Raw genomic sequence first — 25,859 nt, forward strand, 5'->3', positions numbered from 1 at the left:
AACATGACGATTGCCCCGCTGCCCACTCTCGGGTAAAGTCGCACCCCTTTATTTGGCCTGGGGGGCAATTATGTTCATTGGTTTTGACTACGGCACAGCAAACTGCTCAGTTGCCGTGATGCGGGATGATGCTCCCAACTTACTGGCACTGGAAAATAATGACGTCTATCTGCCCTCCATGTTGTGCGCGCCAACACGGGAAGCGGTCAGTGAATGCCTGCACCGCCACTGGCAGGTACCCACCGGTAGCGACGAAAATCAGCAGCTATTACGCCGGGCCATGGCATTCAATCGCGAAGAGGATATTCCGGTTGCTGCCGACAGTCTGACATTTGGCCTGTCTGCCCTCGCCCACTATATCGAAGACCCTGAAGACGTATACTTTGTAAAATCACCTAAATCCTTCCTAGGTGCCAATGGGCTGAAACCTCAGCAATTGGCGCTGTTTGAGGATTTGGTCTGCGCCATGATGTTCCATATCAAACGTCAGGCAGAATCCGTACTGGCATCAGAAATTAGTCAGGCCGTAATTGGTCGTCCAGTCAACTTCCAAGGCTCTGGCGGTGAGGATGCTAATCGCCAGGCAGAAGGGATTTTACTGCGCGCCGCCCAACGCGCCGGTTTTCGCGATATTGCTTTCCAGTTTGAACCGGTCGCGGCAGGGCTAGATTTTGAAGCGACGCTGACAGAAGAAAAAACCGTACTAGTGGTGGATATCGGTGGTGGTACCACTGACTGTTCGGTGCTATTGATGGGGCCTAAATGGCAGGGGCTGGCAGACCGTCAACAAAGCCTGCTGGGTCACAGTGGTTGTCGCGTTGGTGGTAACGATCTGGATATTATGCTCGCGTTTAAACAACTGATGCCGCTGTTTGGCATGGGGGGCGAAACCGAAAAAGGGATTGCTCTGCCGTCACTGCCCTATTGGAATGCCGTTGCGACTAACGATGTTCCGGCACAGAGCGATTTCTACAGCACGGTTAACGGCCGCTTCCTGCGTGATTTGATTCGTGACGCGGCCAATCCACAGCAAGTAGAGCGCCTGCTGAAAGTGTATCAACAGCGCCTGAGTTATCGTTTAGTTCGGGCGGCGGAAGAGAGCAAAATCGCGCTATCCGAACAAGTACAAGTAGCGACTGCACTGAATTTTGTCGAGCCAGAGTTAGGCCAGACTATCAACCAGCAACAGCTTGCTGAAGCCATATCTCAGCCACTACAACGGATTCAGGAACAAGTCAGTTTGGCATTATCCACCAGCCATATCACTCCAGATGTCATCTATCTGACAGGCGGCAGTGCTCGCTCCCCGTTATTGCGAGCCGCCCTGCAACAGCAACTACCGGGTATCCCGTTGGTGGGTGGCAATGACTTCGGCTCAGTGACCGCCGGTTTGGCCCGTTGGGCGCAGACCCTGTATCGTTAATGCTATTTTGATTACCCACTGCGCAGTGGGTAATCAAGAAACAGATCACATCACTTAATCGAATATCAACCGCAACCAAACCCTATCAGTTTTGAATCCTAAAATTATAAAAACCAAAATCCCACATACCCTGACACTACTTCCATATTTCCTCCATTTTTATCCGGTAAATCCCCGCTAAACTAGTAACATATCAATACCCAATTGATTGCATCTATGTGCGCATAACAAAATAAACAAAAAGGACTCCCGCCATCATGAAAGCTCAATCCAAACGCACTTCCAGAGTACTGATGTTACTCGGGGCGGTGGTGGCGATTACTGTTGCTATATTTGCCTGGCGCTATTTTAGCGCGGCCACCAACAACACCGCGCCAGGTGCGCAGCACACCGCTGGCGGGACGACAACAGCCCGCGCCGGTGGCCGACGTAATATGCCCATGTCGCCGGTACAGGCGGCCACCGCCACCGAACAAGCCGTACCCCGTTATCTTACCGGCCTAGGTACCGTGATTGCCGCCAATACCGTCACCGTGACCAGCCGGGTCGATGGCCAATTAATGGCAATCCACTTTACTGAAGGGCAACAGGTCAACGCCGGTGACTTACTGGTGGAGATCGACCCACGCCCTTATCAGGTACAACTGACCCAAGCACAGGGCCAACTGGCAAAAGATCAGGCCACGCTGGACAATGCCCGCCGTGATTTAGCCCGCTACCAAAAATTGGTGAAAACCGGGGTCATTTCACAACAAGAGCTCGATACTCAAGCCTCGTTAGTGCGCCAAAGTGAAGGCAGTGTTAAAGCCGATCAAGGCGCTATCGACAGTGCCAAACTGCAACTGACTTATAGCCGAATTACCGCCCCAATATCTGGCAAAGTGGGCCTAAAACAGGTCGATGTCGGTAATTACATTACCAGCGGTACCACAGCCCCCATAGTGGTGATCACTCAGACACATCCGGTTGATGTGGTCTTTACGCTGCCAGAAAGCGATATCCCCGCTATCATGCAAGCGCAGAAAAATGCGGCCAAAAATAACACTACCGTGCCAGTAGAAGCTTGGGATCGCACCAATAAACAACGACTGGCGCAGGGCTATTTGCTCAGTATTGATAACCAAATTGATACCACCACCGGCACCATTAAGCTGAAAGCACGCTTTGCCAATAACGATGACATCCTGTTCCCCAACCAGTTTGTCAACGCCCGTATCAAAGTCGATTTACTGCAAAATGCTGTGGTGGTGCCAACCGCCGCCGTACAAATGGGTAACGAAGGGAGCTTTGTCTGGACCCTAAATGATGAAAATAAAGTCAGTAAGCATCTGGTCACTACCGGTATTCAAGACAGCAAACAAGTGGTTATTAGCGCCGGCCTGAATGCGGGTCAACGCGTGGTCACTGACGGTATTGATCGCCTGACCGAAGGCTTACAGGTCGAAGTGGTAACACCACGGGCCGCAGCAGCAAACCAAACGGGTGTCGCAGAGAAAGCAGCCACGGAGGAGAAAGCCACACATCGGGGCAGAAGAGCGACGAGTAACACTGTTCCTGCGGAGAAATCCTGATGCAAGTGATGCCTCCAACACCTGGTGGCGGGCCGTCACGGCTGTTTATCCTGCGCCCGGTTGCCACCACATTATTTATGATTGCCATTCTGCTGGCCGGGATTCTCGGTTACCGCGCGCTGCCGGTTTCTGCCCTGCCGGAGGTTGATTACCCGACGATTCAGGTGGTGACACTCTATCCTGGGGCCAGCCCGGATGTGGTGACATCATCCATTACCGCGCCGCTGGAGCGCCAGTTTGGCCAAATGTCCGGCCTCAAGCAGATGGCATCACAAAGTTCGGGTGGTGCGTCAGTGATTACGCTGCAATTCCAGCTTACTTTGCCACTGGATGTAGCAGAGCAAGAGGTGCAGGCTGCCATTAACTCCGCCACCAATCTACTGCCCAATGATCTGCCTTACCCCCCGATTTACAGCAAAGTGAATCCGGCTGATCCGCCGATTATGACCTTAGCCGTGACCTCCACTGCCATCCCGATGACGCAAGTAGAAGATATGGTCGAAACCCGGATTGCGCAGAAAATATCGCAAGTCACCGGGGTCGGTCTGGTCACTATTTCCGGCGGACAGCGCCCCGCCGTGCGGGTGAAACTGAATGCCCCGGCGGTCGCCGCATTGGGGCTGGACAGCGAAACCATTCGTACTGCCATCAGCAATGCTAACGTCAATTCTGCCAAGGGTAGCCTCGATGGCCCCACCCGTTCGGTGACATTGTCGGCTAATGACCAGATGAAATCTGCCGAGGATTACCGTGATCTGATCATTGCATACCAAAATGGAGCGCCGATCCGCTTGCAGGATGTCGCCACCATTGAGCAGGGCGCGGAAAATAACAAACTGGCTGCATGGGCCAATACCCAGCAGGCGATTGTGTTGAATATCCAGCGCCAGCCGGGGGTCAACGTCATTGCCACCGCGGACAGTATTCGCGAGATGCTGCCGGAGTTGATCAAAAGCTTGCCCAAGTCGGTTGATGTCAAGGTACTAACCGATCGCACTACCACCATCCGCGCCTCCGTCAGTGACGTGCAGTTTGAGTTATTGCTCGCCATTGTGCTGGTGGTGATGGTGATTTATCTGTTTCTGCGCAATGCCGCAGCCACCATTATCCCCAGTGTCGCAGTACCGCTGTCACTGATCGGGACCTTTGCGGCGATGTATTTTCTCGGGTTTTCAATCAATAACCTGACGTTAATGGCGCTGACCATTGCCACGGGCTTTGTGGTCGATGACGCCATCGTAGTGATAGAGAATATCTCTCGTTATATCGAAAAAGGCGAGAGACCGCTGGATGCGGCGCTGAAAGGGGCCGGAGAGATTGGCTTTACCATTATTTCACTCACCTTCTCATTAATTGCAGTGTTGATTCCGTTGCTATTTATGGGCGATATCGTGGGCCGGCTGTTCCGCGAATTTGCCGTAACACTGGCGGTGGCGATCCTGATTTCAGCGGTAGTTTCGCTGACTCTGACCCCAATGATGTGCGCGCGGATGCTCAGTTATGAGTCACTGCGTAAGCAAAACCGCCTGTCACGCGCCAGTGAGAAGTTCTTTAACTGGGTGATCGCCCATTATGCCGTGGCACTAAAAAAAGTGCTTAATCATCAATGGATAACCTTGGGTGTAGCGGTGAGCACACTGGTCCTGACGGTGCTGCTTTACTTGCTGATGCCGAAAGGTTTCTTCCCGTTGCAAGACAATGGTCTGATTCAAGGAACCCTGGAAGCACCGCAATCCGTTTCATTCAGTAATATGGCGGAACGCCAGCAACAAGTGGCCGCCATTATCCTTAAAGATCCAGCGGTAGAAAGCCTGACCTCATTTGTCGGCGTTGACGGTACCAATGCCACGCTGAACAATGGCCGGTTGCAGATTAACCTTAAACCACTCAACAGCCGTGACGATCGCATCCCACAGATCATTACCCGCTTACAGGAAAGCGTTACCGGCGTCCCAGGGATTAAACTTTACTTACAGCCGGTACAAGATCTGACCATTGATACGCAACTGAGCCGGACACAATATCAGTTCACCCTGCAAGCCACGACACTTGAGGAGTTGAGTACTTGGGTACCGAAGCTGGTTAGTCAGTTGCAGCAACAAGCTCCCTTCCAGGATGTCACCAGTGATTGGCAGGACCGAGGATTGGTGGCGTTTGTTAATGTCGATCGCGATAGCGCCAGCCGTTTAGGTATCACGATGGCAGCTATCGACAGCGCACTATATAACGCCTTTGGTCAACGCCTGATTTCCACCATTTATACCCAAGCCAACCAATACCGCGTGGTGCTAGAACATGACGTGCAGGCCACGCCGGGCTTGGCGGCGTTTAACGATATCCGCCTGACCGGCAGCGATGGTAAAGGGGTGCCGCTGAGCAGTATTGCCACCATTGAGGAGCGCTTCGGGCCATTATCGATTAACCATTTGAATCAATTCCCGTCAGCCACTATCTCCTTCAATCTGGCACCGGGATATTCCTTGGGTGAGGGGGTAAACGCGGTGACACAAGCTGAGCAGGCAATTCAGCTACCGGCGGATATCACCACCCGCTTCCAAGGCTCTACGCTGGCATTTCAGGCCGCACTCGGTAGCACTCTGTGGCTGATTATCGCCGCGATTGTGGCGATGTATATCGTGCTCGGCGTGTTATATGAAAGTTTTATTCATCCGGTCACTATCTTGTCAACTCTGCCCACCGCCGGTGTCGGTGCCTTGCTGGCGCTGATGCTGACCGGCAATGAGCTGGATGTGATTGCCATTATCGGCATTATTCTGCTGATCGGAATTGTAAAGAAGAATGCCATCATGATGATCGACTTTGCACTGGCCGCAGAGCGGGATCAGGGGATGACCCCGTATGATGCTATCTATCAGGCGTGCTTGTTACGTTTCCGCCCGATTCTGATGACCACATTGGCAGCGCTGTTTGGTGCATTGCCATTAATGCTCAGTACCGGGGCCGGGGCCGAGCTACGCCAACCGCTGGGTGTGTGTATGGTCGGCGGGCTGATTGTCAGTCAGGTACTAACCCTGTTTACCACTCCGGTTATCTATCTGTTGTTCGATAAACTGGCACGCAACTCCCATGGCAAAAATCGCTATCGCCATCAGGATACTGACACACCTGAATTACCCCATGGACAGGAGCAGCCGTGAAATTCTTCGCTCTGTTCATCCATCGCCCGGTGGCTACCACCCTGCTGACACTGGCTATCACCCTCAGCGGAATTATCGGTTTTAGCTTATTGCCGGTATCACCGCTGCCGCAGGTGGATTATCCGGTGATTTCGGTGAGTGCATCGATGCCAGGGGCCGATCCTGAAACCATGGCGTCCTCAATTGCCACACCGCTGGAACGCGCACTGGGCAGAATTGCGGGCGTCAATGAAATGACCTCTACCAGTTCATTGGGCAGCACGCGGATCATTCTGCAATTCTCCCTCGATCGAGATATCAACGGTGCAGCCCGTGATGTGCAGGCAGCGCTTAATGCCGCGCAAAGCTTGCTACCCACCGGCATGCCAAACCGCCCGACCTATCGTAAGATGAACCCGTCGGATGCGCCCATCATGATAATGACGCTGACCTCGGATACCTTTACCCAAGGTCAGTTGTATGATTTTGCCTCTACCAAATTGGCGCAGAAAATTGCTCAAACCGAGGGGGTCAGTGATGTCTCGGTGGGAGGCAGTTCCCTGCCTGCGGTGCGGGTTGAATTGAATCCTGGGGCGCTGTTTAACCAAGGCGTTTCGCTGGATGCGGTGCGACAAGCAATCAGCGCCGCCAACGTTCGCCGCCCACAAGGTGCTATCGATTCCAGCCAACAGCACTGGCAGGTGCAGGCCAATGATGAGATCAAAACCGCAGAGGGTTATCGCCCACTGGTGATTCATTACAACAATGGTTCAGCGGTACGGCTACAGGATGTCGCCACGGTGGTGGACTCAGTGCAAGATGTTCGTAACGCCGGGATGTCCGATGGTAAACCGGCGGTACTGTTAGTAATCAGCCGCGAGCCGGGGGCAAATATTATCGCCACCGTCGACCGGATTCGAGCAGAACTTCCGGCCCTGCGTGCCTCGATCCCCGCCTCAATTCAGTTGACTATTGCACAAGATCGCTCGCCGACCATTCGTGCTTCGTTAGATGAAGTGGAGCGCTCATTGATGATAGCCGTAGCTTTGGTGATTCTGGTGGTATTCCTGTTTCTGCGCTCCGGCCGTGCCACGCTTATTCCTGCGGTTGCCGTGCCGGTTTCGTTGATCGGAACATTTACCGCTATGTATCTGTGCGGTTTTAGCCTGAATAACTTGTCATTGATGGCATTGACCATCGCCACCGGCTTCGTAGTTGATGATGCCATTGTGGTGCTGGAGAATATTTCCCGCCATCTGGAAGCGGGGGTAAAACCAATAGCCGCCGCCCTGCGCGGGGTGCGCGAAGTGGGCTTTACCGTGTTGTCGATGAGTATTTCGCTGGTGGCCGTATTTATTCCACTGCTGCTGATGGAAGGGTTACCGGGCCGTTTATTCCGCGAATTTGCCATAACACTGTCGGTGGCTATCGGCATCTCACTGGTCATTTCCCTCACCTTGACGCCAATGATGTGCGCCCATTTGCTACGATCACACCCGGTTGGTCAGCAACCCCGGATTCGCGGGTTTGGTAAAATGCTGCTGTCTATTCAGCAAGGTTATGGTCGCTCACTCAATTGGGTACTGGGTCATACACGTTGGGTGATGGTGGTGCTGCTTTCCACTATCGCGCTCAATGTTTGGCTCTATATCAGTATCCCGAAAACCTTTTTCCCCGAGCAGGATACTGGCCGGATGATGGGTTTTATTCAAGCTGATCAAAGTATTTCGTTTCAGTCGATGCAGCAGAAGCTGAAGGATTTCATGAAGATAGTCAACGATGATCCGGCGGTCGACAATGTCACCGGCTTCACCGGTGGCTCACGCACGAATAGCGGGTCGATGTTTATCTCGCTCAAACCCTTGAGTGAGCGCAGTGAGAGCGCTCAGCAAATTATCACTCGTCTGCGTGCCAAACTAGCCAAAGAACCGGGGGCGAGCCTGTTCCTTGCACCGGTGCAGGACATTCGCGTCGGTGGCCGTCAAGCCAACGCCAGTTATCAATTTACGCTGTTAGCAGACGATTTAGCCGCACTACGTGAATGGGAACCCAAAGTCCGCGCCGCGCTGGCTAAATTGCCGGAGCTGGCAGATGTTAACTCTGACCAGCAGGATAAAGGCTCGGAGATGGCACTGACTTACGATCGCGAGACCATGGCGCGCTTGGGGATTGATGTGTCCACAGCCAATGCCCTGTTAAACAACGCCTTTGGTCAACGGCAGATCTCCACCATTTATCAACCGTTGAACCAATACAAAGTGGTGATGGAAGTTGCCCCCCAATACACTCAGGATGTCAGTTCGCTCGATAAGATGTTTGTGATTAATAGCAGCGGTCAGTCAATTCCATTGTCTTATTTCGCCAAGTGGCAACCGGCCAATGCACCACTGTCGGTTAATCATCAAGGCTTATCCGCCGCCTCGACCATCTCATTTAACTTACCGGAAGGCGGAAGTTTATCTGAAGCAACCGCCGCCGTTGAGCGGGTAATGACGGAACTTGGGGTGCCTGCCACCGTGCGCGGCACCTTTACTGGTACCGCGCAGGTATTCCAGGAAACACTGAAATCGCAGTTGTGGCTGATTATGGCCGCTATCGCTACGGTGTATATCGTGCTCGGGATGTTGTATGAGAGCTATATTCATCCACTGACCATTCTGTCCACACTGCCCTCTGCTGGGGTGGGCGCGCTACTGGCGCTAGAACTGTTCGACGCCCCCTTTAGCCTGATCGCACTTATTGGCATTATGCTATTGATTGGTATCGTGAAAAAGAACGCCATTATGATGGTGGACTTTGCCCTCGACGCGCAACGTAATGGCAATCTCAGCGCCCGCGATGCTATTTTTCAGGCCAGTTTATTGCGCTTTCGGCCGATTCTAATGACCACATTGGCCGCCTTGTTCGGGGCGCTGCCACTGGTGCTAAGCAGTGGTGATGGGGCAGAGTTACGTCAACCACTGGGGATAACCATTGTCGGTGGGCTGGTAATGAGCCAACTGCTAACGCTGTATACCACACCGGTGGTTTACCTCTATTTTGACCGATTACGCAGCCGCTTTAGTAAGCAGCCGCTAATGAAGCTGGAATAGCCTATGGCGATATACCCAGGCGGCAAGCGAGAGAGTCCCGATGAGCTGACTTATATTTTAAGGTCAAAACCCGTAAGTGATTCGGGTAAGCGAATGCAGTCAACACAGCAGCAGGTTGAAAGATGACGGGTATACGCTGGCAACTGTGGATCGTTGCCTTCGGTTTCTTTATGCAGACGCTGGATACCACCATCGTCAATACCGCCCTGCCCTCGATTGCGGCCAGTTTGGGTGAAAACCCATTGCGTATGCAATCGGTCATTGTGTCGTATGTGTTGACGGTGGCTGTGATGCTGCCCGCTAGCGGGTGGTTGGCTGATCGTGTCGGGGTTAAGTGGGTATTTTTCTCAGCAATCATTCTGTTTACCCTTGGTTCACTGATGTGCGCGCAATCTGAAACCCTGAATGAGCTTATCGCCTCTCGCGTGATTCAAGGGGTCGGTGGCGCAATGATGGTACCCGTGGGCCGCCTGACGGTGATGAAGATCGTGCCACGCGAACAATATATGTCGGCGATGGCCTTTGTCACCCTACCCGGCCAGATTGGGCCATTGGTTGGCCCGGCGCTGGGGGGATTTCTGGTGGAATACGCCAGTTGGCACTGGATCTTCTTGATCAACCTTCCAGTGGGGGTGATTGGCGCGTTAGCTACTCTGATGCTGATGCCTAACTACACCATGCGTACCCGTCGCTTTGATATCAGCGGCTTTATCATGCTGGCTATCGGCATGGCAACCCTAACACTGGCGTTAGATGGCCATAAAGGGCTGGGTTTGTCACCGCTGGCAATTGCGGGTTTAGTCTTGTCTGGGATGTTGGCTCTGGCCGGATATTGGTGGCATGCCCGAGGTAATAACGCTGCGCTATTTTCACTGCGATTGTTCAAAAACAAATCCTATGCCCTTGGCCTGACTGCAAGTATGACTGCGCGCATTGGCAGTGGCATGCTGCCCTTTATGACCCCGGTTTTCCTGCAAATCGGGCTGGGATTCACGCCGTTCCATGCAGGTTTAATGATGATCCCGATGATTATCGGCAGTATGGGCATGAAGCGAATTATCGTGCAGGTGGTTAACCGCTTCGGCTACCGGCAAGTGTTGGTCAGCGCGACATTGCTGCTGGCGGTGGTTAGTCTGAGCTTCCCACTGGTGGCACTGATGGGCTGGCTATGGCTACTGCCGGTGGTGCTATTTTTCCAGGGAATGGTTAACGCACTGCGCTTCTCCACCATGAATACCTTAACCCTGAAAGATTTACCAAACCGCCTTGCCAGTAGCGGCAATAGCTTGCTGTCGATGGTGATGCAACTCTCCATGAGTCTGGGGGTCAGCACCGCCGGGATATTATTGGGCGTGTTTGCGCATAATCAGGTGGTAACCAATACCTCGGCCACCCACAGCGCGTTCTTGTACAGCTATATGTGCATGGCCATTATCATTGCTCTGCCCGCCCTGATATTTAATCGCGTGCCACCGGATACCGGCACCAATCGTAATCTGGCCCGCCAACCCATTAAACCAGCCAACCGATAGAACAGGTGAAAACATAATGAGAATCGGCATTACCGGAAAACTGTTTATGGCGATATTTGCTACCTGCATGCTGGTGTTGATCACGATGCACTGGGGGGTTAGAGCCAGTTTCGAGCGCGGTTTCATTGACTACATCAAACAGAGCAATGAGCAGCGCATCGCCATGTTGGGAGATGCGCTTGAGGTACAATATCAACGTTACGGTAACTGGGATTTCCTGCGTAATAATGATCAGGTGATTTATCAGATCATGCGATCTTTCGAGCAAAGCAGTGATAACAGCCGCAATCTGCCGCCACGAGGCTGGCGCGCTCAGTTCTGGGTGGTCGATAATCACAATAATCTACTGGTCGGACACACCGGTCAGGTGCCGAAAGAAGCTAGCCGTCGCGCCATCAAGGTGAATAAAAACGTGGTGGGCTGGGTGATGTCGACTCCCCCCGAAAAACTGACGCGTAATGCAGATATTAACTTTGACCAGCAACAGCGCCGCACCAGTTGGATTATTGTCGGCTTATCAACCCTGCTGGCGGCAGCGGTGACCTGGGTTTTATCGCGCGGGATGTTAGCACCGGTAAAACGGTTAGTGGAAGGCACTCACCGCTTAGCTGCCGGTGATTTCAGCACTCGAGTGGCGGTCAGTAGCCGTGACGAACTGGGCCGTTTGGCACAAGACTTTAACCAACTTGCCAGTTCGTTGGAGAAAAACGAGCAAATGCGGCGCGACTTTATGGCCGATGTCTCGCATGAATTACGCACGCCACTGGCGGTACTGCGCGGCGAGTTGGAGGCGCTACAGGATGGTGTGCGGCAACCAACACCTGAATCCTTGATCTCACTGCAAGCCGAGGTAGGAATTCTGACCAAACTGGTCAACGACCTGCATCAGTTATCGCTCTCAGATCGTGGTGCACTGGCCTACCGTAAAACCCAACTGGATGCCGTGCGTCTGTTACAAATCGCTATCGCCAGCTTCCATGGCCGTTTCCAAAGTAAAAATATCACCATTACTGCCCATCTGCCTGAACAGGCAATAATGTTCGGCGACCCCGACCGATTGAATCAGCTATTTCATAATTTACTGGAAAACAGTCTGCGTTATACCAATGAAGGCGGGCAGCTTGAGATTATCGCACTGCCAGAAGAAGAAACATTAACCCTACACTGGCAGGACAGTAAACCGGGCCTTAGTGATGAACAGCTGCAACGTATTTTTGAGCGTTTTTATCGCACCGAAAGCTCACGTAACCGCGCAAGCGGCGGCTCAGGACTAGGGCTGGCGATATGCCACAATATTGTCGAGGCCCACGGTGGCAAAATCAGCGCCGAACATTCACCTTTGGGTGGCCTGCGGATTACGGTAGTATTTCCGCTATTCCATTCCATAGGGTAATTCATTGTAATGCACGAGCCGCTTCAGTCTGCCAGCCAATCTGGCTCCGTATTGATTGTTGAAGATGAACCGAAGCTCGGCCAGTTATTGGTCGATTACCTACAGGCTGCGGGTTATCAGACCCAATGGCTCACCAGGGGTGACGAGGTAGTGGCGGCAGTCCGTCAGTCGCCACCGGCCATTATTTTGCTGGATTTAATGTTACCCGGTAGCGATGGCATTACCATTTGCCGAGAAATTCGCCGTTTCTCTGATGTGCCGATTATGATGGTGACGGCAAAAACCGAAGAGATTGATCGATTACTGGGGCTGGAGATCGGTGCTGACGACTATATCTGCAAACCCTATAGCCCGAGGGAAGTGGTGGCGCGGGTCAAAACCATTCTGCGCCGCTGCCGACCGCTACCGCAGCAGCCAAGTGATACGGTGCCACTGCTGATTGATGAATCCCGCTTTCAGGCCAGTTATCTGGGCCATCAGTTGGAATTGACCCCGGCAGAATTTCGTCTGCTGAAAATACTGGCAACTCAACCAGGCCATGTGTTTAGCCGTGAGCAACTGCTGAATAATCTGTATGACGATTACCGCGTAGTGACGGATCGCACTATCGATAGCCATATCAAAAATCTCCGGCGCAAGCTGGAATCACTCGATGGCAAGAAGCCATTTATCCGTGCAGTGTACGGTATGGGGTATCGCTGGGAAGCAGAGATCTGTCGTTTACTGTAATGCCGTCTTTGCCAAAGGTGCGTTATGTTGGTGGTGCATAGCGCATTGACCTGACATCCGGTCAACGTTGACTACACTCATTAGAGGTATCACAACCAACAGGAGAACCACTATGACCATGGGTCACTATGAGCTTAATAAGGCAAAGAATGGGCAGCACTATTTCAATCTAAAAGCCAGCAATGGCGAAACTATTCTCTCCAGTGAGATGTACGCCAGTAAGGCTTCGGCTGAAAACGGCATATCATCAGTGCAGAGTAACTCGCCACTGGAAAGCCAATATGAGCTGAAGCACAACGTCAAAAATGAACCTTATTTCGTTTTGAAAGCGAAAAACCATCAGGTTATTGGCGTCAGTGAATCCTACAGTTCTGACGCTGCTGCCAAAAAAGGCATTGCCTCCGTAATAAAAAATGGCCCGACCACCATAATTAAAGATCTGACGCTGTAATTTTTATTTATCTGATAGTGCTATTTTACCTACATTCGTTGCTTAAAGGTACCCGCGCGGGGCGAGTGACCGCGCATCTCATTTCAAACGCTCCTGATCTTCGGTTACCGCTGCAAACTCTTTCGCCAGCATTTTTTTCAATACTTGCTGGTTACGTGGCAATAAACCTATTTTCAAACCAAAAGGCCGAAAAACACGCCCAAGCACAGATAACGTCTGGCCCCCTTTATCAGTTTCAATATCAGACAGAGTACGTCGGCTGATATTAACCAAAGATGAAAACTCGTCCTGAGACATGGTTAGCATCTCTTTTCTAAGTTTGCGCAGTAATTCCCCTGTAGATATCTGTTCACTAAATAGCTGGCTTAGTAACATCAGTAACAAGTTCTCACGCTCTTGCGGTGAAAGTTTCACTTTCATAAATGTGCCCAGCGTTGTAATTTTTCATCCAAATAATCAAAAGCCATTCCCGGCATATTAAGAATGCTGTCCGGTACTCCTCGCATTTTAAGACGAACCTTCAAACCTATTAGATTTTCAGCCACTTGCTGGAATGCCAAAAAGACACTGTCAGGGTCAGCAAGATCAGATAACTCAGTAATAATACCCTTCCAGTCGAAATTCCCTCCCTCTTCATAAGGCGACCCCCATTGAGTCACTCTGGGAATACCTTCAGGATCTGCTTTCATCGGGGCAAAATCATAGATAGGCGAGAGCCAGATCCCCTCAGGCCGTTTAATTAATGCAGTATTGCGGCCATGATTGTCAGAATTACCAAAAGCGACGTTTAATAAATCTCGCTTAATCATTTCAATAACGAGAGCTTCAACATTTAAAGGCCGACCTAATTCATTAACTTGATACTGAGAAGTCAGTTTTTTTACTAAAGTTCGGATTACCTCAAAATGATTTAAATAGCTACCCGAAGCAACATCCATAACTGAATAAAGTGACTCCAGACCATATTGAACTCGCTTATTCTCAATTGAATCAATATCAAAGCGAGGTAACCATAAAGAAGGATAATTATCTCCCTCTATCAGCCTCATCTTTTCAGTCTTTATCGTATCGATGCCAATGCTTGCCAGTTCCTGATAAAAGTGATACTCAGCACGTAAAATATCGCAATCAATAGTGCTACGCTTCCCTCTTGGGAATTTAATTAAATAATGAGTATCTTGGTTACTGATGCCATCCTGGAAAGTATCAATCCAGATTTCATCATTATCTGAACAACATAATAGTAGCTTCGGCGCTTCGCCACCGGCCCCTGTCGCCCCCCCTGCCGAGGCCCCTCTTTGCTGCGCATATTCCAAAAAAGATGAGTCACGCTCAACTACGTCCTGCAATGTAAAGCGGATATGGTTTAACTGGCTATCAGGATGTAACTCAGGTATTGCATCTTTTATTCGCATATTGCCAACAGGGGCGATAGTGCCCGTTTTCAGCAAAATATAATCCTGCTCGCTCGCTGACATTGATTGCAGACCAAGTTGGTTAACCCAATAGCGGCGGCTTGCGCCTGCGGGCATTATATCGTCAATAAAAGCAAACCAATGCTTAGACGAATAGGTGTGAGCTAATTCAACCGGTAAATTTATGCTACAACTGAATTCATCATCACGATACATCCACTCAATAGCATAATCGCCGTCATAGCCTAGCACTGCCGCGCCTTGCCTTCCACGAGCCGGCTCTGTAAAAGTCAGTTCAGCAGCATCATGCCAAAGGCCGTGATTGAAGATCTGTATCGTTAGTTTAGCCACAAACACCTCTTGAGCAAAAAACTGCTCATATAAAGAATAAATCAGTATTTATGTGCAAAATATTACTCAAAGAAAATCATTTAGTCAAAAAATGAGCAAAAAATCGCTCAATTAACGAATTTTTCCTTTATGCTCCAAGACATTAAAATCCGCTTAAACTGATCCAGATCATTTAAACCTTACAAAAATTGTGCGATGGCTGATTTTCCTGATTGGCAAGGTTACAATCCCCGGCTTTTAACCACCCCTTCGGGCGTGGTTCTGACTTGAACTCAGACTGAGAGCCACTTATATGTCTTCATCTATTCCTTTTACCCCGGAATTATTATCGCCTGCCGGTACCCTTAAAAACATGCGTTATGCCTTTGCTTATGGGGCAGATGCGGTTTACGCCGGCCAACCACGTTATAGCCTACGGGTGCGTAATAATGAATTTAATCACGAGAACCTGGCATTAGGTATTCAGGAAGCGCATGTCCTCGGTAAGCGCTTCTATGTGGTCGTAAATATTGCCCCCCACAACTCCAAACTGAAAACCTTTCTGCGTGATTTAAAACCGGTGATCGATATGGGGCCGGATGCACTGATTATGTCGGATCCCGGCTTGATCATGATGGTACGTGAGGCATTCCCGCAGGTGGATATTCATCTGTCAGTACAAGCTAACGCCGTCAACTGGGCTACCGTCAAATTTTGGCAACAGATGGGTTTGACCCGCGTTATTCTCTCCCGCGAGTTATCACTGGAAGAAATTGCAGAAATACGCGCACAAGTTCCTGATATGGAACTGGAGATTTTTGTCCACGGCGCACTGTGCATGGCCTATTCCGGCCGTTGCCTACTATCTGGTTATATCAATAAACGCGACCCGAACCAGGGAACCTGCACCAATGCCTGCCGCTGGGAATATAATGTTCAGGAAGGCAAAGAAGATGAAATCGGCAACATCGTGCATATTCACCAACCGATTGCGGTAAAGAATATCGAGCCAACACTGGGTATCGGTGCACCAACCGATAAAGTGTTTATGATTGAGGAAGCACAGCGCCCTGGTGAGTACATGACCGCCACCGAAGATGAGCACGGCACTTACATCATGAACTCAAAAGACCTACGCGCTATTCAACATGTGGAACGCCTGACGCAATTAGGTGTGCATTCACTGAAAATTGAGGGTCGGACTAAATCCTTCTACTATTGCGCGCGTACCGCGCAGGTTTACCGCCGTGCTATCGATGATGCCGTTGCGGGTAAACCTTTTGATCCAACCTTGTTGACCACACTGGAAGGCTTGGCTCACCGGGGTTATACCGAAGGCTTCCTGCGCCGTCATGTGCATGAAGAGCAACAAACTTACGATTACGGCTATTCAGTTTCTGAACGCCAGCAATTTGTCGGTGAGTTTACCGGAGTGCGTCGTGACGGCTTGGCTGAAGTGGTGGTCAAAAACAAATTCTCGGTTGGTGATAGTGTTGAGCTGATGACGCCAAACGGCAATATCCAGTTTATTCTCGACAGCATGCAAGATAAAAAAGGTCAGCCGGCAGATATTGCACCGGGTAATGGTCATATCATGTATTTGCCCATCCCCGCGGACATTAACGTGGAATATGGCTTACTGGTACGTAATCTAAATGGGACAAATAGCCGAAATCCCCATGAAAAAGCGTAACGTAAAGCGATAAAAAAATAATGCCATCGCCAAGATGGCATTTTTAGCAAATATTAGAAATGGATCACATCAATTATAATTACGCTGGGGTAGCATAGCTCGAGTACAATCAAGAACTAAAAAAGTTTTACAGCAAGACTAGGAACCACCTCCTTGGCTAGCCCAATCTCCCTTGGGCTGGCCTTTTCTTTTTTATGGCCCTATCCATCTGATTACTATTAATTTTTCCTAAATTTTATTATTAATGATTCTTGTTAAGCTATTAACTAATAATAAGAAAGCCTGTTTTATGAATAACATCACCATCAAATAATAATTATCTCCGTTAAATAAATATCCCAACAAAAATAAAACCTCTTTTTATTAAACTTAAAGATAATTGATATTTGCAATATTGTCGGAATAATCTCATATAGCTAAAGAAGCCAAACCCACTACCAGCAAGTGATTCGAGCTGCATTTATGCTAGCCCCTCACTAATCCTGATGAGCTTACGCAGTCAGGTGATTCGGGTGACAAATCTGTCAGGAGCAGATTTGAACGCCGCTAACCCCGCTGCAAGTTCAAGTAAGAAGGGGATAGGTAAATTAAACAGCTATGGGTTACTGTTACTCCTATCGCAGAAACGATTGGAGCACGTTATGACCTCAATGCCACGTACCCTTCTCATCTTGAACGGTAAGGAATCGGGTAATCTTGAAGTTCGCAATGCCGTCAAGAACTTGCGTGATGAAGGCATTATGCTTCATGTTCGAGTCACTTGGGAACACGGGGATGCGAAGCGTTATGTTGGCGAAGCTGCCGGTCTGGGGGTCGATACGGTAATTGCAGGCGGGGGAGATGGCACTATTAATGAAGTCGCCAGTGCGCTGATGGCCCTGCCCTCCTACAATCGCCCCAATTTAGGTATTGTGCCCTTAGGTACAGCCAACGATTTTGCCACCAGTTGTAACATTCCCCTGCACATAGAAAATGCATTTCAATTGGCAGTCAAAGGCCGGGCGGTCACCATTGATATCGCGCGAGTAAATAGCGAGCACTACTTTATCAATATGGCGACCGGTGGCTTTGGCACTCGCATTACCACTGAGACACCGGAAAAACTCAAAGCCGTACTGGGTGGGGCTTCATACTTTATTCATGGCCTGATGCGCATGGATGCGATTAAAGCAGACAGTTGTGAAATACATGGGCCGGATTTCGAATGGGCGGGTGATGCACTGGTAATAGGTATCGGCAACGGTCGGCAAGCCGGTGGTGGACAGCCTCTCTGCCCCGATGCACTGATTAATGATGGCTTGCTGCAATTGCGGTTGCTGACCGCAGAAGAATTACTTCCTGCCCTACTGACCAGCGTGTTCAGTGGTGAGAAAAATAAAAATGTAGTGGAGGCTACCTTGCCTTGGCTGGAAATCACAGCCCCCCATGACATCACTTTTAATCTGGATGGCGAACCACTGGCAGGCAAGCATTTCCGTATCGAAATAATCCCCAATGCGATTGGCTGCCGTCTGCCGCCAAATTGTGAACTGCTGGGCTAAATATCAATCTGTGGGCTATCTTCGGTTAGCCCATGATTCTTCTAGATTTTATTACCCTTATCGCTCTGCCTAACTCAACGTTGACCTGGCTTTAGCTCGAGTTAACGCATTTTCTTACGCAAAAACCTTTCATTTCAAACCTCTTTTCTTTTACATTTAATTTTCACTTTGAAAGGTTTTACTTTCAAAGTGTGATCCATATGCAATAAATAGATCTAAAAAATGATTATGGTAGTTCACATGGCGACAGACAAGATGCTGAAGTCCATTCTGGAACCTCAGTATTTTGAATACCGCTTTATCACGCGGTTCCTGAAGTTTCTTTTCAAAACAAAAGTTTATAAAAACAGCCATAACCTCGATTACAGGAGAAAAAAATGATTGAACTCATAACCCATGGAGCCGAGTGGTTTATCGGACTCTTCCAAAAAGGGGGCGAAGTTTTTGTTGGCATGGTCACCGGGATCTTACCTTTATTAATCAGTTTGTTAGTAATCATGAATGCACTGATCAAGTTTGTTGGTCAGGATAGGATTGAACGATTGGCTCAACGCTGTGCCGGTAACCCTGTTTCCCGTTACCTGTTGCTGCCGCTGATCGGTACCTTTGTATTTTGTAACCCGATGACCTTAAGTCTCGGGCGTTTTATGCCAGAAAAATATAAACCAAGTTATTACGCGGCCGCCTCTTACAGTTGCCACTCAATGAATGGTTTGTTCCCACACATTAACCCAGGTGAGTTGTTCGTGTTCTTAGGTATTGCCAGTGGTTTAACCACACTGGGCTTACCCCTCGGCCCGCTGGCTGTTAGCTACTTCCTGGTTGGGTTGTTCACCAACTTCTTCCGTGGCTGGGTTACCGATCTGACGACCTCCATCTTTGAACGCAAAATGGGCATCCGTCTGGACCGTAACGTACAACTTTAATATGTAAATTAAATACATACTGTGTGGAGCAGAGCATGAGTGAATTCATCAGGATTGAAAAAGGCGAAGGCGGCTGGGGTGGCCCATTAGTGTTGCCAATCGTACCGGGTAAGAAAATTGTCTATATCACCGCGGGTACCCGCCCGGCCATTATTGACCGTATCAGTGAACTGACTGGCTGGGAAGCGGTGGATGGGTTCAAAGAAGGTGAACCACCAGCCGAAGAGATCGCCGTGGCGATTATTGACTGTGGTGGCACCCTGCGCTGTGGCCTGTATCCGAAACGCCGTATTCCAACCGTTAATATCCATTCAACCGGTCAATCCGGGCCGATGGCGCAATACATACTGGAAGATATTTATGTTTCCGGTGTGCGTGAAAAAAATATCCATAAAGTCAGTGGAACCGATCACGCCACCGCAACGGCTGCACCAGCAGAACCGGCAACAGCAACCGCAAGCAAAGCTGGCCGTGATTACGATACCAGCAAGAAAATTACCGAACAAAGTGACGGGTTACTGGCGAAAGTCGGGATGGGGATGGGGTCTGTTGTGGCGGTATTCTTCCAGTCAGGCCGCGACACCATCGATACCGTACTGAAAACTATCCTACCGTTTATGGCCTTCGTTTCGGCGTTAATCGGCATCATTATGGCATCCGGTTTGGGCGACTTTATCGCTCACGGCTTAACACCGCTGGCCAGCAGCCCGATAGGCTTAGTGCTCTTGGCACTGATCTGCTCCTTCCCGCTGTTGTCACCGTTCTTAGGCCCAGGGGCCGTTATCGCACAAGTTATCGGCGTATTGGTTGGGGTACAAATTGGTTTGGGGAATATTCCACCGCAATTAGCCCTGCCAGCGTTATTTGCAATTAATGCCCAAGCAGCATGTGACTTTATCCCAGTAGGTCTGTCTCTGGCCGAAGCGAAACAAGATACCGTTCGTGTCGGTGTCCCTTCGGTTCTGGTTGGCCGTTTCCTTACCGGAGCGCCAACAGTATTGATTGCCTGGGCAGCATCAGCCTTTATCTATCAGTAAGCACTAAATACAAAATTATCTGTAATACATTCAACGGTTAAGGATGTACGTATGAATACTATTTATCAGACAACTATTACCAATATCGGCGACAGCGCCCGCGAGGCGCTGCTTGATGACATGCTTATCACCTTCCGCGAAGGGGCACCCAAAGATATTGAAGAGTTCTGTTTTATCCATCAGCACAGCGACACCGATGGAGAGCTACAGGCTGGCAACATTATGGAACTGGCTGATCTGCGCTATGTCATCACCGCAGTTGGCGAGGTGGCAACTCAGAACCTGCGTGAATTGGGTCATGTCACCATTCGTTTTAATGGTGATAAGCAACCTGAGTTCCCCGGTTCTATCCATGTAATAGGGCCAACACCCGATGATATTCCTATCGGTAGCTCACTGAAATTTATTCGTTAATTTATTCATTTATACCCGATGTCATTAGCATCGCAGTTAACCCTGTGACAGCTTCAAGTACTAAGGGTATTAGCCGAAGTAATTGGAATTGCAAAGGAAGTAGACGAACGAATCCCGATGAGCTGACACTCGTCAGTGATTCGGGTGAGTGAGTTCGACTAACACCGCTGCAGCTTCAAGTACTAAGGATAATTTTGGAGGTAGTTATGTCACAAGTAGCAGTAGTTATTGGCGGTGGACAAACATTGGGCGCATTCTTGTGTCATGGTCTTGCCGAAGCAGGGTATAAAGTTGCAGTTGCTGATTTAAATTCAGATAACGCACAGTTAGTCGCTGATCAGATTAATGCCGAATACGGCGCAGATAGCGCCCGTGGTTTTCAGGTTGATGCCACCAATGAAAGCAGCGTGCAGATGCTGGCAAAAGCAGTAGATCAAAGTTTCCATCAAACTAACCTGCTCGTTTACAGCGCAGGCATTGCCAAGGCCGCACCGATTACTGATTTCCCACTGGATGATTTTGACCGCTCACTACAGGTCAATCTGGTCGGTTACTTCTTATGTGCTCGTGAATTCTCTCGCCTGATGATCCGTGATGGCGTTGCCGGGCGAATTATCCAGATCAACTCCAAATCAGGTAAAGTGGGCAGTAAACACAACTCGGGTTACAGTGCTGCCAAGTTTGGTGGCGTTGGTTTGACCCAATCATTGGCTCTGGACTTGGCTGACTACGGTATCACGGTGCATTCCTTGATGTTAGGCAATCTGTTGAAATCACCGATGTTCCAATCTCTTTTACCGCAGTACGCTGCAAAGTTGGGTATTCAACCGGAAGAAGTTGAAAAATATTACACCGATAAAGTGCCACTAAAACGGGGTTGTGATTATCAGGATGTGCTTAACATGCTGTTGTTCTACGCTAGCGATAAAGCCGCCTATTGCACCGGACAATCAATTAATATTACCGGTGGTCAGGTGATGTTTTAAGTTTGATGTTGTCTGAAAAAACAGTTTGTCATCCCAGCAAGCTAAGGGGACTGTTTCTAGCGGTCTCACAGAGGCGAGGCCCAAGGATGGGCCAAGCAACGAACGCAGCTAACACTGCTGCAACGTCAAGTAAGAAGGATAAAAATATGTCTCCAACATCAGCACTGATCACTATTGTTATCATCGCCTGGGTGCTGCAAATCATGCTTGGCTGGTGGCAAATCAATCGGTTTAACCGTGCTTTTGATCGCCTGTGTCAGCACAGTAAATCAGTTGGTGTTGGCCGATCTGGTGGGCGCTTTAAGCCCCGCGTGGTAATGGCGCTGGCTTTCGATGAGAATATGCGGGTCAGTGACAGCATGATCATGCGTGGCATTAGCGTTTTCGCCCGCCCACGCCCATTACCTCAGCTTCATGGCTTACATCAGCAGGATTTAATCCCGGATGTGATCTTCCCTACGGATAAAGCATGTCAAACTGCACTATTATTAGCGATTAAACCGAAATCATGATATTTTCACAATGAAAGCTATTCTTTTTCATGTGAAAGTTATGCCTGAAAAAGAGGCAATGGAAATACTTGAGCGGGGATCGTTATGAAGCCAAAGCAGCGACAGGTTGCAATACTGGAATATCTCCAACAACACGGAAAGACGGCCGTCGATCAACTCGCCGCACATTTTTCAACCACCGGTACCACAATTCGTAAGGATTTAACCAGTCTTGAAAATGAAGGGGCGGTTATCCGTACCTACGGTGGGGTTGTATTAAATCGTGATGATATAGAACAACCCATTGACCGTAAAACTCACATTAATACCGATAAGAAAAAGCAAATTGCTCAAGCTGCCAGCAAACTGATTAAAGACGGTGATAGCCTGGTTTTTGATGCCGGTAGTACCGTGTTGCAAATGGTTCCCCACCTGACAAAGTTCAACAATATCACGGTGATGACCAACAGCCTGCATATCGTCAATGAACTGGTTGAGCTGGATAACGATCAAACTATCTTGATGCCGGGTGGCACTTACCGTAAAGGTTCAGCCTCTTTTCATGGTAGTCTGGCAGAATCTGCATTTGATAATTTTAGTTTCGATCAACTGTTTATCGGTGCAGATGGTGTCGATCTGAAAGCAGGTGTCACCACGTTTAACGAAGTTTATCATGTTAGTACGGCGATGTGCCGTGCCGCTAGCCGCATTATTTTGCTGGTCGATTCCTCCAAATTTGGCCGTAAAAGCCCAAATGTAGTGTGCCCGTTAAGTGCCGTTGATATCCTGATTACAGATAAAGGTATTAGCCCAGAATATTTGCAAGCGCTACAGGACATGGGCATTAACATCATTCTGGTTGATAAAAATGACTAATCCATTGATTACCTATGCCCGTGAAACACTGGAAATTGAACTGACAGAAGCGCATAAGCTGCTGTCACGTTTAGATGATAATTTTATCCGCGCCTGTGAGTTATTATTAGCCTGCACCGGTAAGGCTGTAGTTTCAGGGATTGGCAAATCTGGCCATATTGGTAAAAAGATTGCCGCATCACTGGCCAGCACTGGCACCCCCTCCTTCTTTGTACATCCGGCGGAAGCATTGCACGGCGATTTGGGCATGATTGGCCCTCAGGATGTGGTGATTTTTATCTCCTACTCAGGGCGCGCCAAAGAACTGGACCTGATTCTGCCCTTGTTGGCGGATAGCCAGATCCCCGTGATTGCCATCACTGGCGGCAAAGAGTCCCCGCTGGCGCTGGGTGCTGCCTGTGTATTGGATATCAGTGTCGAACACGAAGCTTGCCCGATGGGATTGGCTCCTACCTCCAGCGCGGTTAATACCCTGATGATGGGGGACGCTCTGGCAATGGCATTAATGCGCCATCGCGGTTTCGGTGCAGAAGATTTTGCCCGCTCACATCCTGGCGGCAGCTTGGGCGCAAGGCTACTTAATCGAGTCCATCACTTAATGAGAACCGGTGATCGCCTGCCGATGGTGAATGAATCCGACAGCGTAATGGAAGCCATGTTAGAACTGAGCCGTACAGGACTAGGGCTGGTGGCTGTATGTGATCCGGAGCAACGGGTTGTGGGGGTATTCACTGACGGTGATTTACGCCGCTGGCTGGTAAAAGGTGGCACCTTACAGCAACCCTTAGAAAATGCCATCACACGGCCAGGCTACCGATTACCTGAGCAATGGCGCGCAGGAGAAGCGCTGGAGGCACTGCATCAGCACCATCTCAGTGCCGCACCGGTGGTGAATCTGGATGGAAAACTGGTCGGAGCCATTAATCTGCACGACCTGCATCAAGCTGGCGTTGGTTGATATCCCCGTCATCGTTCAAGTTGTAGCTGTGTTGGTTGCATTCACGATTCAGGCCTCGCTGCTGCGAGGCCGCTGCAACCAGCATTCAAATCCGCCAGTGACATCTTCATCAATATAATCAATTAATCTAGATAAATTTACTTATTAGCGGCCTGCCTGCAATCAGTGCCAATTAGGATCTTGCTGTAACTGCTTTTTGAGCATGGCCTGGATACTGTCATTGGGACGACCGAGCCATTGATAGGTCGCGAACTCACTCGGTTTATCAAGTGCTTGTGGCTTGTCTGCCACGGAAATACGCATTCCCCATGCCTGCCATACTTGTTTTTTATCCTGACTAAACGCCACCCACATAAAGTTATTACTGCAATCATGAGGTTTACAAATTCGCCCCACCTTATATTGCTGCCCTTGCCAATTTATCACCTCATAAGGTGCTGACGTCCCCACCCCTTTGCGTGCCCAGGCGGGGAGATTCTTTTGGCTTTTCACCATTTTTTGCCAGCTATTTTTATAAACCGGCTGTTGCAGCAGATCCGCCGTGGTCGGGCGGCTTTTGACAGGAGAAGTCTGGGCAACTGACGTGGCTGTGACAGTTGTGGTGGCTGGCTGCGCGAAAGCCCAGGAGCTGACACTGAGCATCACCGCAGCCACAAGACAATGGCGGGTTTTGTTACCTTTCATTATCGAAATCCTTATTATCTGATTAATCTACTCGCCGGACAGTGAGCCAGGCTCTGTGCAACGGCTTAGCGGGCGTGGTATTAGCTTGCCTGTCTATGACCATCAACCGGCGAAAAAGTTGATCCATAGCACGAATTTTCATCCTAATTCCAGTTATATCACAATCTGTATGACAGCTTGAGTTAAGCTATGAACCAGATAGCTATCAGCCGAGCCCTCCCGATAAAAGGCCATGCCATGTTAACCGTTGAGTTACCCGAAGAACCCGAGAAGCTGTATTACTCTGCCGGGGATGCCCACCCGCTGGCTAAGCTTGAAACGGATAAAATTATCCAGATGGTTATCGATCTGGATGTTGCCAATTCCGACAGCGAGCATTATGTCACTGGCTGGATGGGGCTAAATAGCGTGGTGGTGGTACGTAATTACCAAAATAAGCGCGGTACAGCCAATGGTTTTGTGGTGAATAAAGGCGATCGCTATCGTCTGAGCATTCAATCCATTGAATTTCGCATCCCGAAGGCCGTGTTGTGGATGAGCTTTCGCCGTAAACCCCGCACCATGGAGTTAATCACCTACGAAACATTGGGCGAACAACCCAGCGGTATGCAGCAGTACCGTAATATCCTCGATGAAGAGTTGCTACAGCAACTCGATGCCGATTGGCGCGAATTGAATGATTATCTTGGTGCAGCCTGCTGGCAACTTGAAAATGACACCCCGCTGTGGCAACAAACCCGACAACAGATAACGCCCGAGACTATCCGTCAGTTAGTCGATGCGCCTATTTTTCGCACCAAACATCTACAGGCTGATGGGGATTACGCCGGGTTCTGGGCCGGAGAGTACTTTTTTGCCGTTCGCCAACCTAGCGCAGGCAACCCATTACCTGCGGTACAAATCTCCTGGCGTGAAGATGAAAAAGATATCGGCAGTTATCAATTTGATCTGATTAACGATGAAACAGGCGAGCCAAAACTCTCACTGTGTATCCGCCCACGCAAAGGCGCGGACAGCTATCTGCTTAACCGTTTTGATGCCCATCACTTGCAACGTGCTATCGCGATGTTTGCGATGACTCAGCGCTATTTATTGGCATAAAAATCTCTGCCATTTCAATAAATAAGGCATGCACTTCGTCATTGGAGCTACAGGTAGGCGGCAAGTGAACACATCCCGA

Annotated in this window: 21 protein-coding genes; 18 read left to right on the plus strand and 3 right to left on the minus strand. The window is 49.7% G+C overall.

Annotation, left to right across the window (positions count from 1 at the left end):
- Positions 1–70 precede the first annotated feature (70 nt).
- From yegD to Q2T72_RS15975, 8 genes are all read left to right on the plus strand, one after another.
- Positions 71–1,423 (plus strand): molecular chaperone, encoded by a 1,353-nt coding sequence (yegD, locus tag Q2T72_RS15940; RefSeq protein ID WP_372569453.1) that lies wholly within the window; start codon positions 71–73, stop codon positions 1,421–1,423.
- Positions 1,424–1,680: 257 nt separating this feature from the next.
- Positions 1,681–2,994, plus strand: coding sequence for an MdtA/MuxA family multidrug efflux RND transporter periplasmic adaptor subunit (locus tag Q2T72_RS15945; protein ID WP_372569454.1), 1,314 nt, complete (start codon positions 1,681–1,683; stop codon positions 2,992–2,994).
- On the plus strand, positions 2,994–6,152 hold the full coding sequence (locus tag Q2T72_RS15950) for an MdtB/MuxB family multidrug efflux RND transporter permease subunit (protein WP_083163259.1): 3,159 nt from the start codon (positions 2,994–2,996) through the stop codon (positions 6,150–6,152). Before Q2T72_RS15945 ends, Q2T72_RS15950 begins: the two co-directional genes overlap by 1 nt.
- Positions 6,149–9,223, plus strand: a complete 3,075-nt coding sequence (gene mdtC / locus Q2T72_RS15955; protein WP_372569455.1) for a multidrug efflux RND transporter permease subunit MdtC — start codon at positions 6,149–6,151, stop codon at positions 9,221–9,223. The genes Q2T72_RS15950 and mdtC overlap by 4 nt, the downstream gene beginning before the upstream one ends.
- Before the next feature lie 122 nt (positions 9,224–9,345).
- A complete protein-coding gene (locus Q2T72_RS15960; protein ID WP_083163255.1) occupies positions 9,346–10,755 on the plus strand; it encodes an MFS transporter in 1,410 nt (469 codons plus the stop codon).
- Between the two features lie 16 nt (positions 10,756–10,771).
- Entirely contained in the window at positions 10,772–12,148 is a 1,377-nt protein-coding gene (baeS, locus tag Q2T72_RS15965; RefSeq protein WP_372569456.1) for a two-component system sensor histidine kinase BaeS, read from the plus strand.
- A 9-nt stretch (positions 12,149–12,157) separates the two neighbouring features.
- Positions 12,158–12,877, plus strand: coding sequence for a two-component system response regulator BaeR (gene baeR / locus Q2T72_RS15970; protein WP_083163251.1), 720 nt, complete (start codon positions 12,158–12,160; stop codon positions 12,875–12,877).
- Between the two features lie 112 nt (positions 12,878–12,989).
- Entirely contained in the window at positions 12,990–13,328 is a 339-nt protein-coding gene (locus Q2T72_RS15975) for a YegP family protein (RefSeq protein WP_083163248.1), read from the plus strand.
- A 78-nt stretch (positions 13,329–13,406) separates the two neighbouring features.
- Here the strand turns inward: Q2T72_RS15975 and Q2T72_RS15980 are convergent, their stop codons facing one another.
- Both Q2T72_RS15980 and Q2T72_RS15985 read right to left on the minus strand, forming a co-directional pair.
- Positions 13,407–13,748, minus strand: a complete 342-nt coding sequence (locus Q2T72_RS15980) for a helix-turn-helix transcriptional regulator (RefSeq protein WP_050084756.1) — start codon at positions 13,746–13,748, stop codon at positions 13,407–13,409.
- The gene (locus Q2T72_RS15985; RefSeq protein WP_372569457.1) at positions 13,745–15,094 is read right to left on the minus strand and encodes a type II toxin-antitoxin system HipA family toxin; all 1,350 of its coding nucleotides are present in this window, start codon (positions 15,092–15,094) and stop codon (positions 13,745–13,747) included. Before Q2T72_RS15985 ends, Q2T72_RS15980 begins: the two co-directional genes overlap by 4 nt.
- A gap of 292 nt (positions 15,095–15,386) precedes the next feature.
- Here Q2T72_RS15985 and yegQ point away from each other — a divergent pair, with 292 nt between their 5' ends.
- The 9 genes from yegQ (at position 15,387) to gutQ (ending at position 23,995) form a co-directional block, all read left to right on the plus strand.
- A complete protein-coding gene (gene yegQ / locus Q2T72_RS15990) occupies positions 15,387–16,766 on the plus strand; it encodes a tRNA 5-hydroxyuridine modification protein YegQ (protein WP_372569458.1) in 1,380 nt (459 codons plus the stop codon).
- 650 nt (positions 16,767–17,416) lie between these two features.
- Positions 17,417–18,307, plus strand: a complete 891-nt coding sequence (gene yegS, locus Q2T72_RS15995) for a lipid kinase YegS (RefSeq protein WP_083164140.1) — start codon at positions 17,417–17,419, stop codon at positions 18,305–18,307.
- Between the two features lie 377 nt (positions 18,308–18,684).
- A complete protein-coding gene (locus Q2T72_RS16000) occupies positions 18,685–19,233 on the plus strand; it encodes a PTS glucitol/sorbitol transporter subunit IIC (RefSeq protein WP_004877312.1) in 549 nt (182 codons plus the stop codon).
- Positions 19,234–19,268: 35 nt separating this feature from the next.
- Positions 19,269–20,270 (plus strand): PTS glucitol/sorbitol transporter subunit IIB, encoded by a 1,002-nt coding sequence (locus tag Q2T72_RS16005; protein WP_083163240.1) that lies wholly within the window; start codon positions 19,269–19,271, stop codon positions 20,268–20,270.
- A gap of 51 nt (positions 20,271–20,321) precedes the next feature.
- Positions 20,322–20,684 carry a PTS glucitol/sorbitol transporter subunit IIA gene (gene srlB / locus Q2T72_RS16010; RefSeq protein WP_083163238.1) on the plus strand — a complete coding sequence of 121 codons (363 nt, stop codon included), beginning with the start codon at positions 20,322–20,324 and terminating at the stop codon, positions 20,682–20,684.
- A 206-nt stretch (positions 20,685–20,890) separates the two neighbouring features.
- Positions 20,891–21,670 carry a sorbitol-6-phosphate dehydrogenase gene (gene srlD, locus Q2T72_RS16015; RefSeq protein ID WP_083163236.1) on the plus strand — a complete coding sequence of 260 codons (780 nt, stop codon included), beginning with the start codon at positions 20,891–20,893 and terminating at the stop codon, positions 21,668–21,670.
- A 146-nt stretch (positions 21,671–21,816) separates the two neighbouring features.
- Complete coding sequence (gene gutM, locus Q2T72_RS16020) at positions 21,817–22,182, plus strand: transcriptional regulator GutM (RefSeq protein ID WP_083163234.1); 366 nt, start codon at positions 21,817–21,819, stop codon at positions 22,180–22,182.
- An 84-nt stretch (positions 22,183–22,266) separates the two neighbouring features.
- A complete protein-coding gene (locus tag Q2T72_RS16025; protein ID WP_083163232.1) occupies positions 22,267–23,037 on the plus strand; it encodes a DNA-binding transcriptional repressor in 771 nt (256 codons plus the stop codon).
- Complete coding sequence (gutQ, locus tag Q2T72_RS16030) at positions 23,030–23,995, plus strand: arabinose-5-phosphate isomerase GutQ (RefSeq protein WP_083163230.1); 966 nt, start codon at positions 23,030–23,032, stop codon at positions 23,993–23,995. Before Q2T72_RS16025 ends, gutQ begins: the two co-directional genes overlap by 8 nt.
- A gap of 162 nt (positions 23,996–24,157) precedes the next feature.
- Here the strand turns inward: gutQ and Q2T72_RS16035 are convergent, their stop codons facing one another.
- The gene (locus Q2T72_RS16035) at positions 24,158–24,679 is read right to left on the minus strand and encodes an inhibitor of vertebrate lysozyme family protein (RefSeq protein ID WP_083163228.1); all 522 of its coding nucleotides are present in this window, start codon (positions 24,677–24,679) and stop codon (positions 24,158–24,160) included.
- 237 nt (positions 24,680–24,916) lie between these two features.
- Here Q2T72_RS16035 and Q2T72_RS16040 point away from each other — a divergent pair, with 237 nt between their 5' ends.
- The gene (locus tag Q2T72_RS16040; RefSeq protein WP_193784874.1) at positions 24,917–25,780 is read left to right on the plus strand and encodes a hypothetical protein; all 864 of its coding nucleotides are present in this window, start codon (positions 24,917–24,919) and stop codon (positions 25,778–25,780) included.
- Positions 25,781–25,859 lie beyond the last annotated feature (79 nt).

This window comes from Yersinia sp. 2466 StPb PI (assembly GCF_041538325.1).
GTDB classification, from domain to species: Bacteria; Pseudomonadota; Gammaproteobacteria; order Enterobacterales; family Enterobacteriaceae; genus Yersinia; species Yersinia enterocolitica_E.

Coding starts and splice junctions, on each gene's coding strand:
- Q2T72_RS15975 (WP_083163248.1), top strand. CDS start 12,990: ATGACCATGGGTCACTATGAGCTTAATAAGGCAAAGAATGGGCAGCAC.
- Q2T72_RS16025 (WP_083163232.1), top strand. CDS start 22,267: ATGAAGCCAAAGCAGCGACAGGTTGCAATACTGGAATATCTCCAACAA.
- srlB (WP_083163238.1), top strand. CDS start 20,322: ATGAATACTATTTATCAGACAACTATTACCAATATCGGCGACAGCGCC.
- Q2T72_RS16005 (WP_083163240.1), top strand. CDS start 19,269: ATGAGTGAATTCATCAGGATTGAAAAAGGCGAAGGCGGCTGGGGTGGC.
- srlD (WP_083163236.1), top strand. CDS start 20,891: ATGTCACAAGTAGCAGTAGTTATTGGCGGTGGACAAACATTGGGCGCA.
- Q2T72_RS15960 (WP_083163255.1), top strand. CDS start 9,346: ATGACGGGTATACGCTGGCAACTGTGGATCGTTGCCTTCGGTTTCTTT.
- yegS (WP_083164140.1), top strand. CDS start 17,417: ATGCCACGTACCCTTCTCATCTTGAACGGTAAGGAATCGGGTAATCTT.
- baeS (WP_372569456.1), top strand. CDS start 10,772: ATGAGAATCGGCATTACCGGAAAACTGTTTATGGCGATATTTGCTACC.
- gutQ (WP_083163230.1), top strand. CDS start 23,030: ATGACTAATCCATTGATTACCTATGCCCGTGAAACACTGGAAATTGAA.
- Q2T72_RS15980 (WP_050084756.1), bottom strand. CDS start 13,748: ATGAAAGTGAAACTTTCACCGCAAGAGCGTGAGAACTTGTTACTGATG.
- Q2T72_RS16040 (WP_193784874.1), top strand. CDS start 24,917: ATGTTAACCGTTGAGTTACCCGAAGAACCCGAGAAGCTGTATTACTCT.
- yegQ (WP_372569458.1), top strand. CDS start 15,387: ATGTCTTCATCTATTCCTTTTACCCCGGAATTATTATCGCCTGCCGGT.
- Q2T72_RS15950 (WP_083163259.1), top strand. CDS start 2,994: ATGCAAGTGATGCCTCCAACACCTGGTGGCGGGCCGTCACGGCTGTTT.
- gutM (WP_083163234.1), top strand. CDS start 21,817: ATGTCTCCAACATCAGCACTGATCACTATTGTTATCATCGCCTGGGTG.
- Q2T72_RS16035 (WP_083163228.1), bottom strand. CDS start 24,679: ATGAAAGGTAACAAAACCCGCCATTGTCTTGTGGCTGCGGTGATGCTC.
- Q2T72_RS16000 (WP_004877312.1), top strand. CDS start 18,685: ATGATTGAACTCATAACCCATGGAGCCGAGTGGTTTATCGGACTCTTC.
- Q2T72_RS15945 (WP_372569454.1), top strand. CDS start 1,681: ATGAAAGCTCAATCCAAACGCACTTCCAGAGTACTGATGTTACTCGGG.
- baeR (WP_083163251.1), top strand. CDS start 12,158: ATGCACGAGCCGCTTCAGTCTGCCAGCCAATCTGGCTCCGTATTGATT.
- yegD (WP_372569453.1), top strand. CDS start 71: ATGTTCATTGGTTTTGACTACGGCACAGCAAACTGCTCAGTTGCCGTG.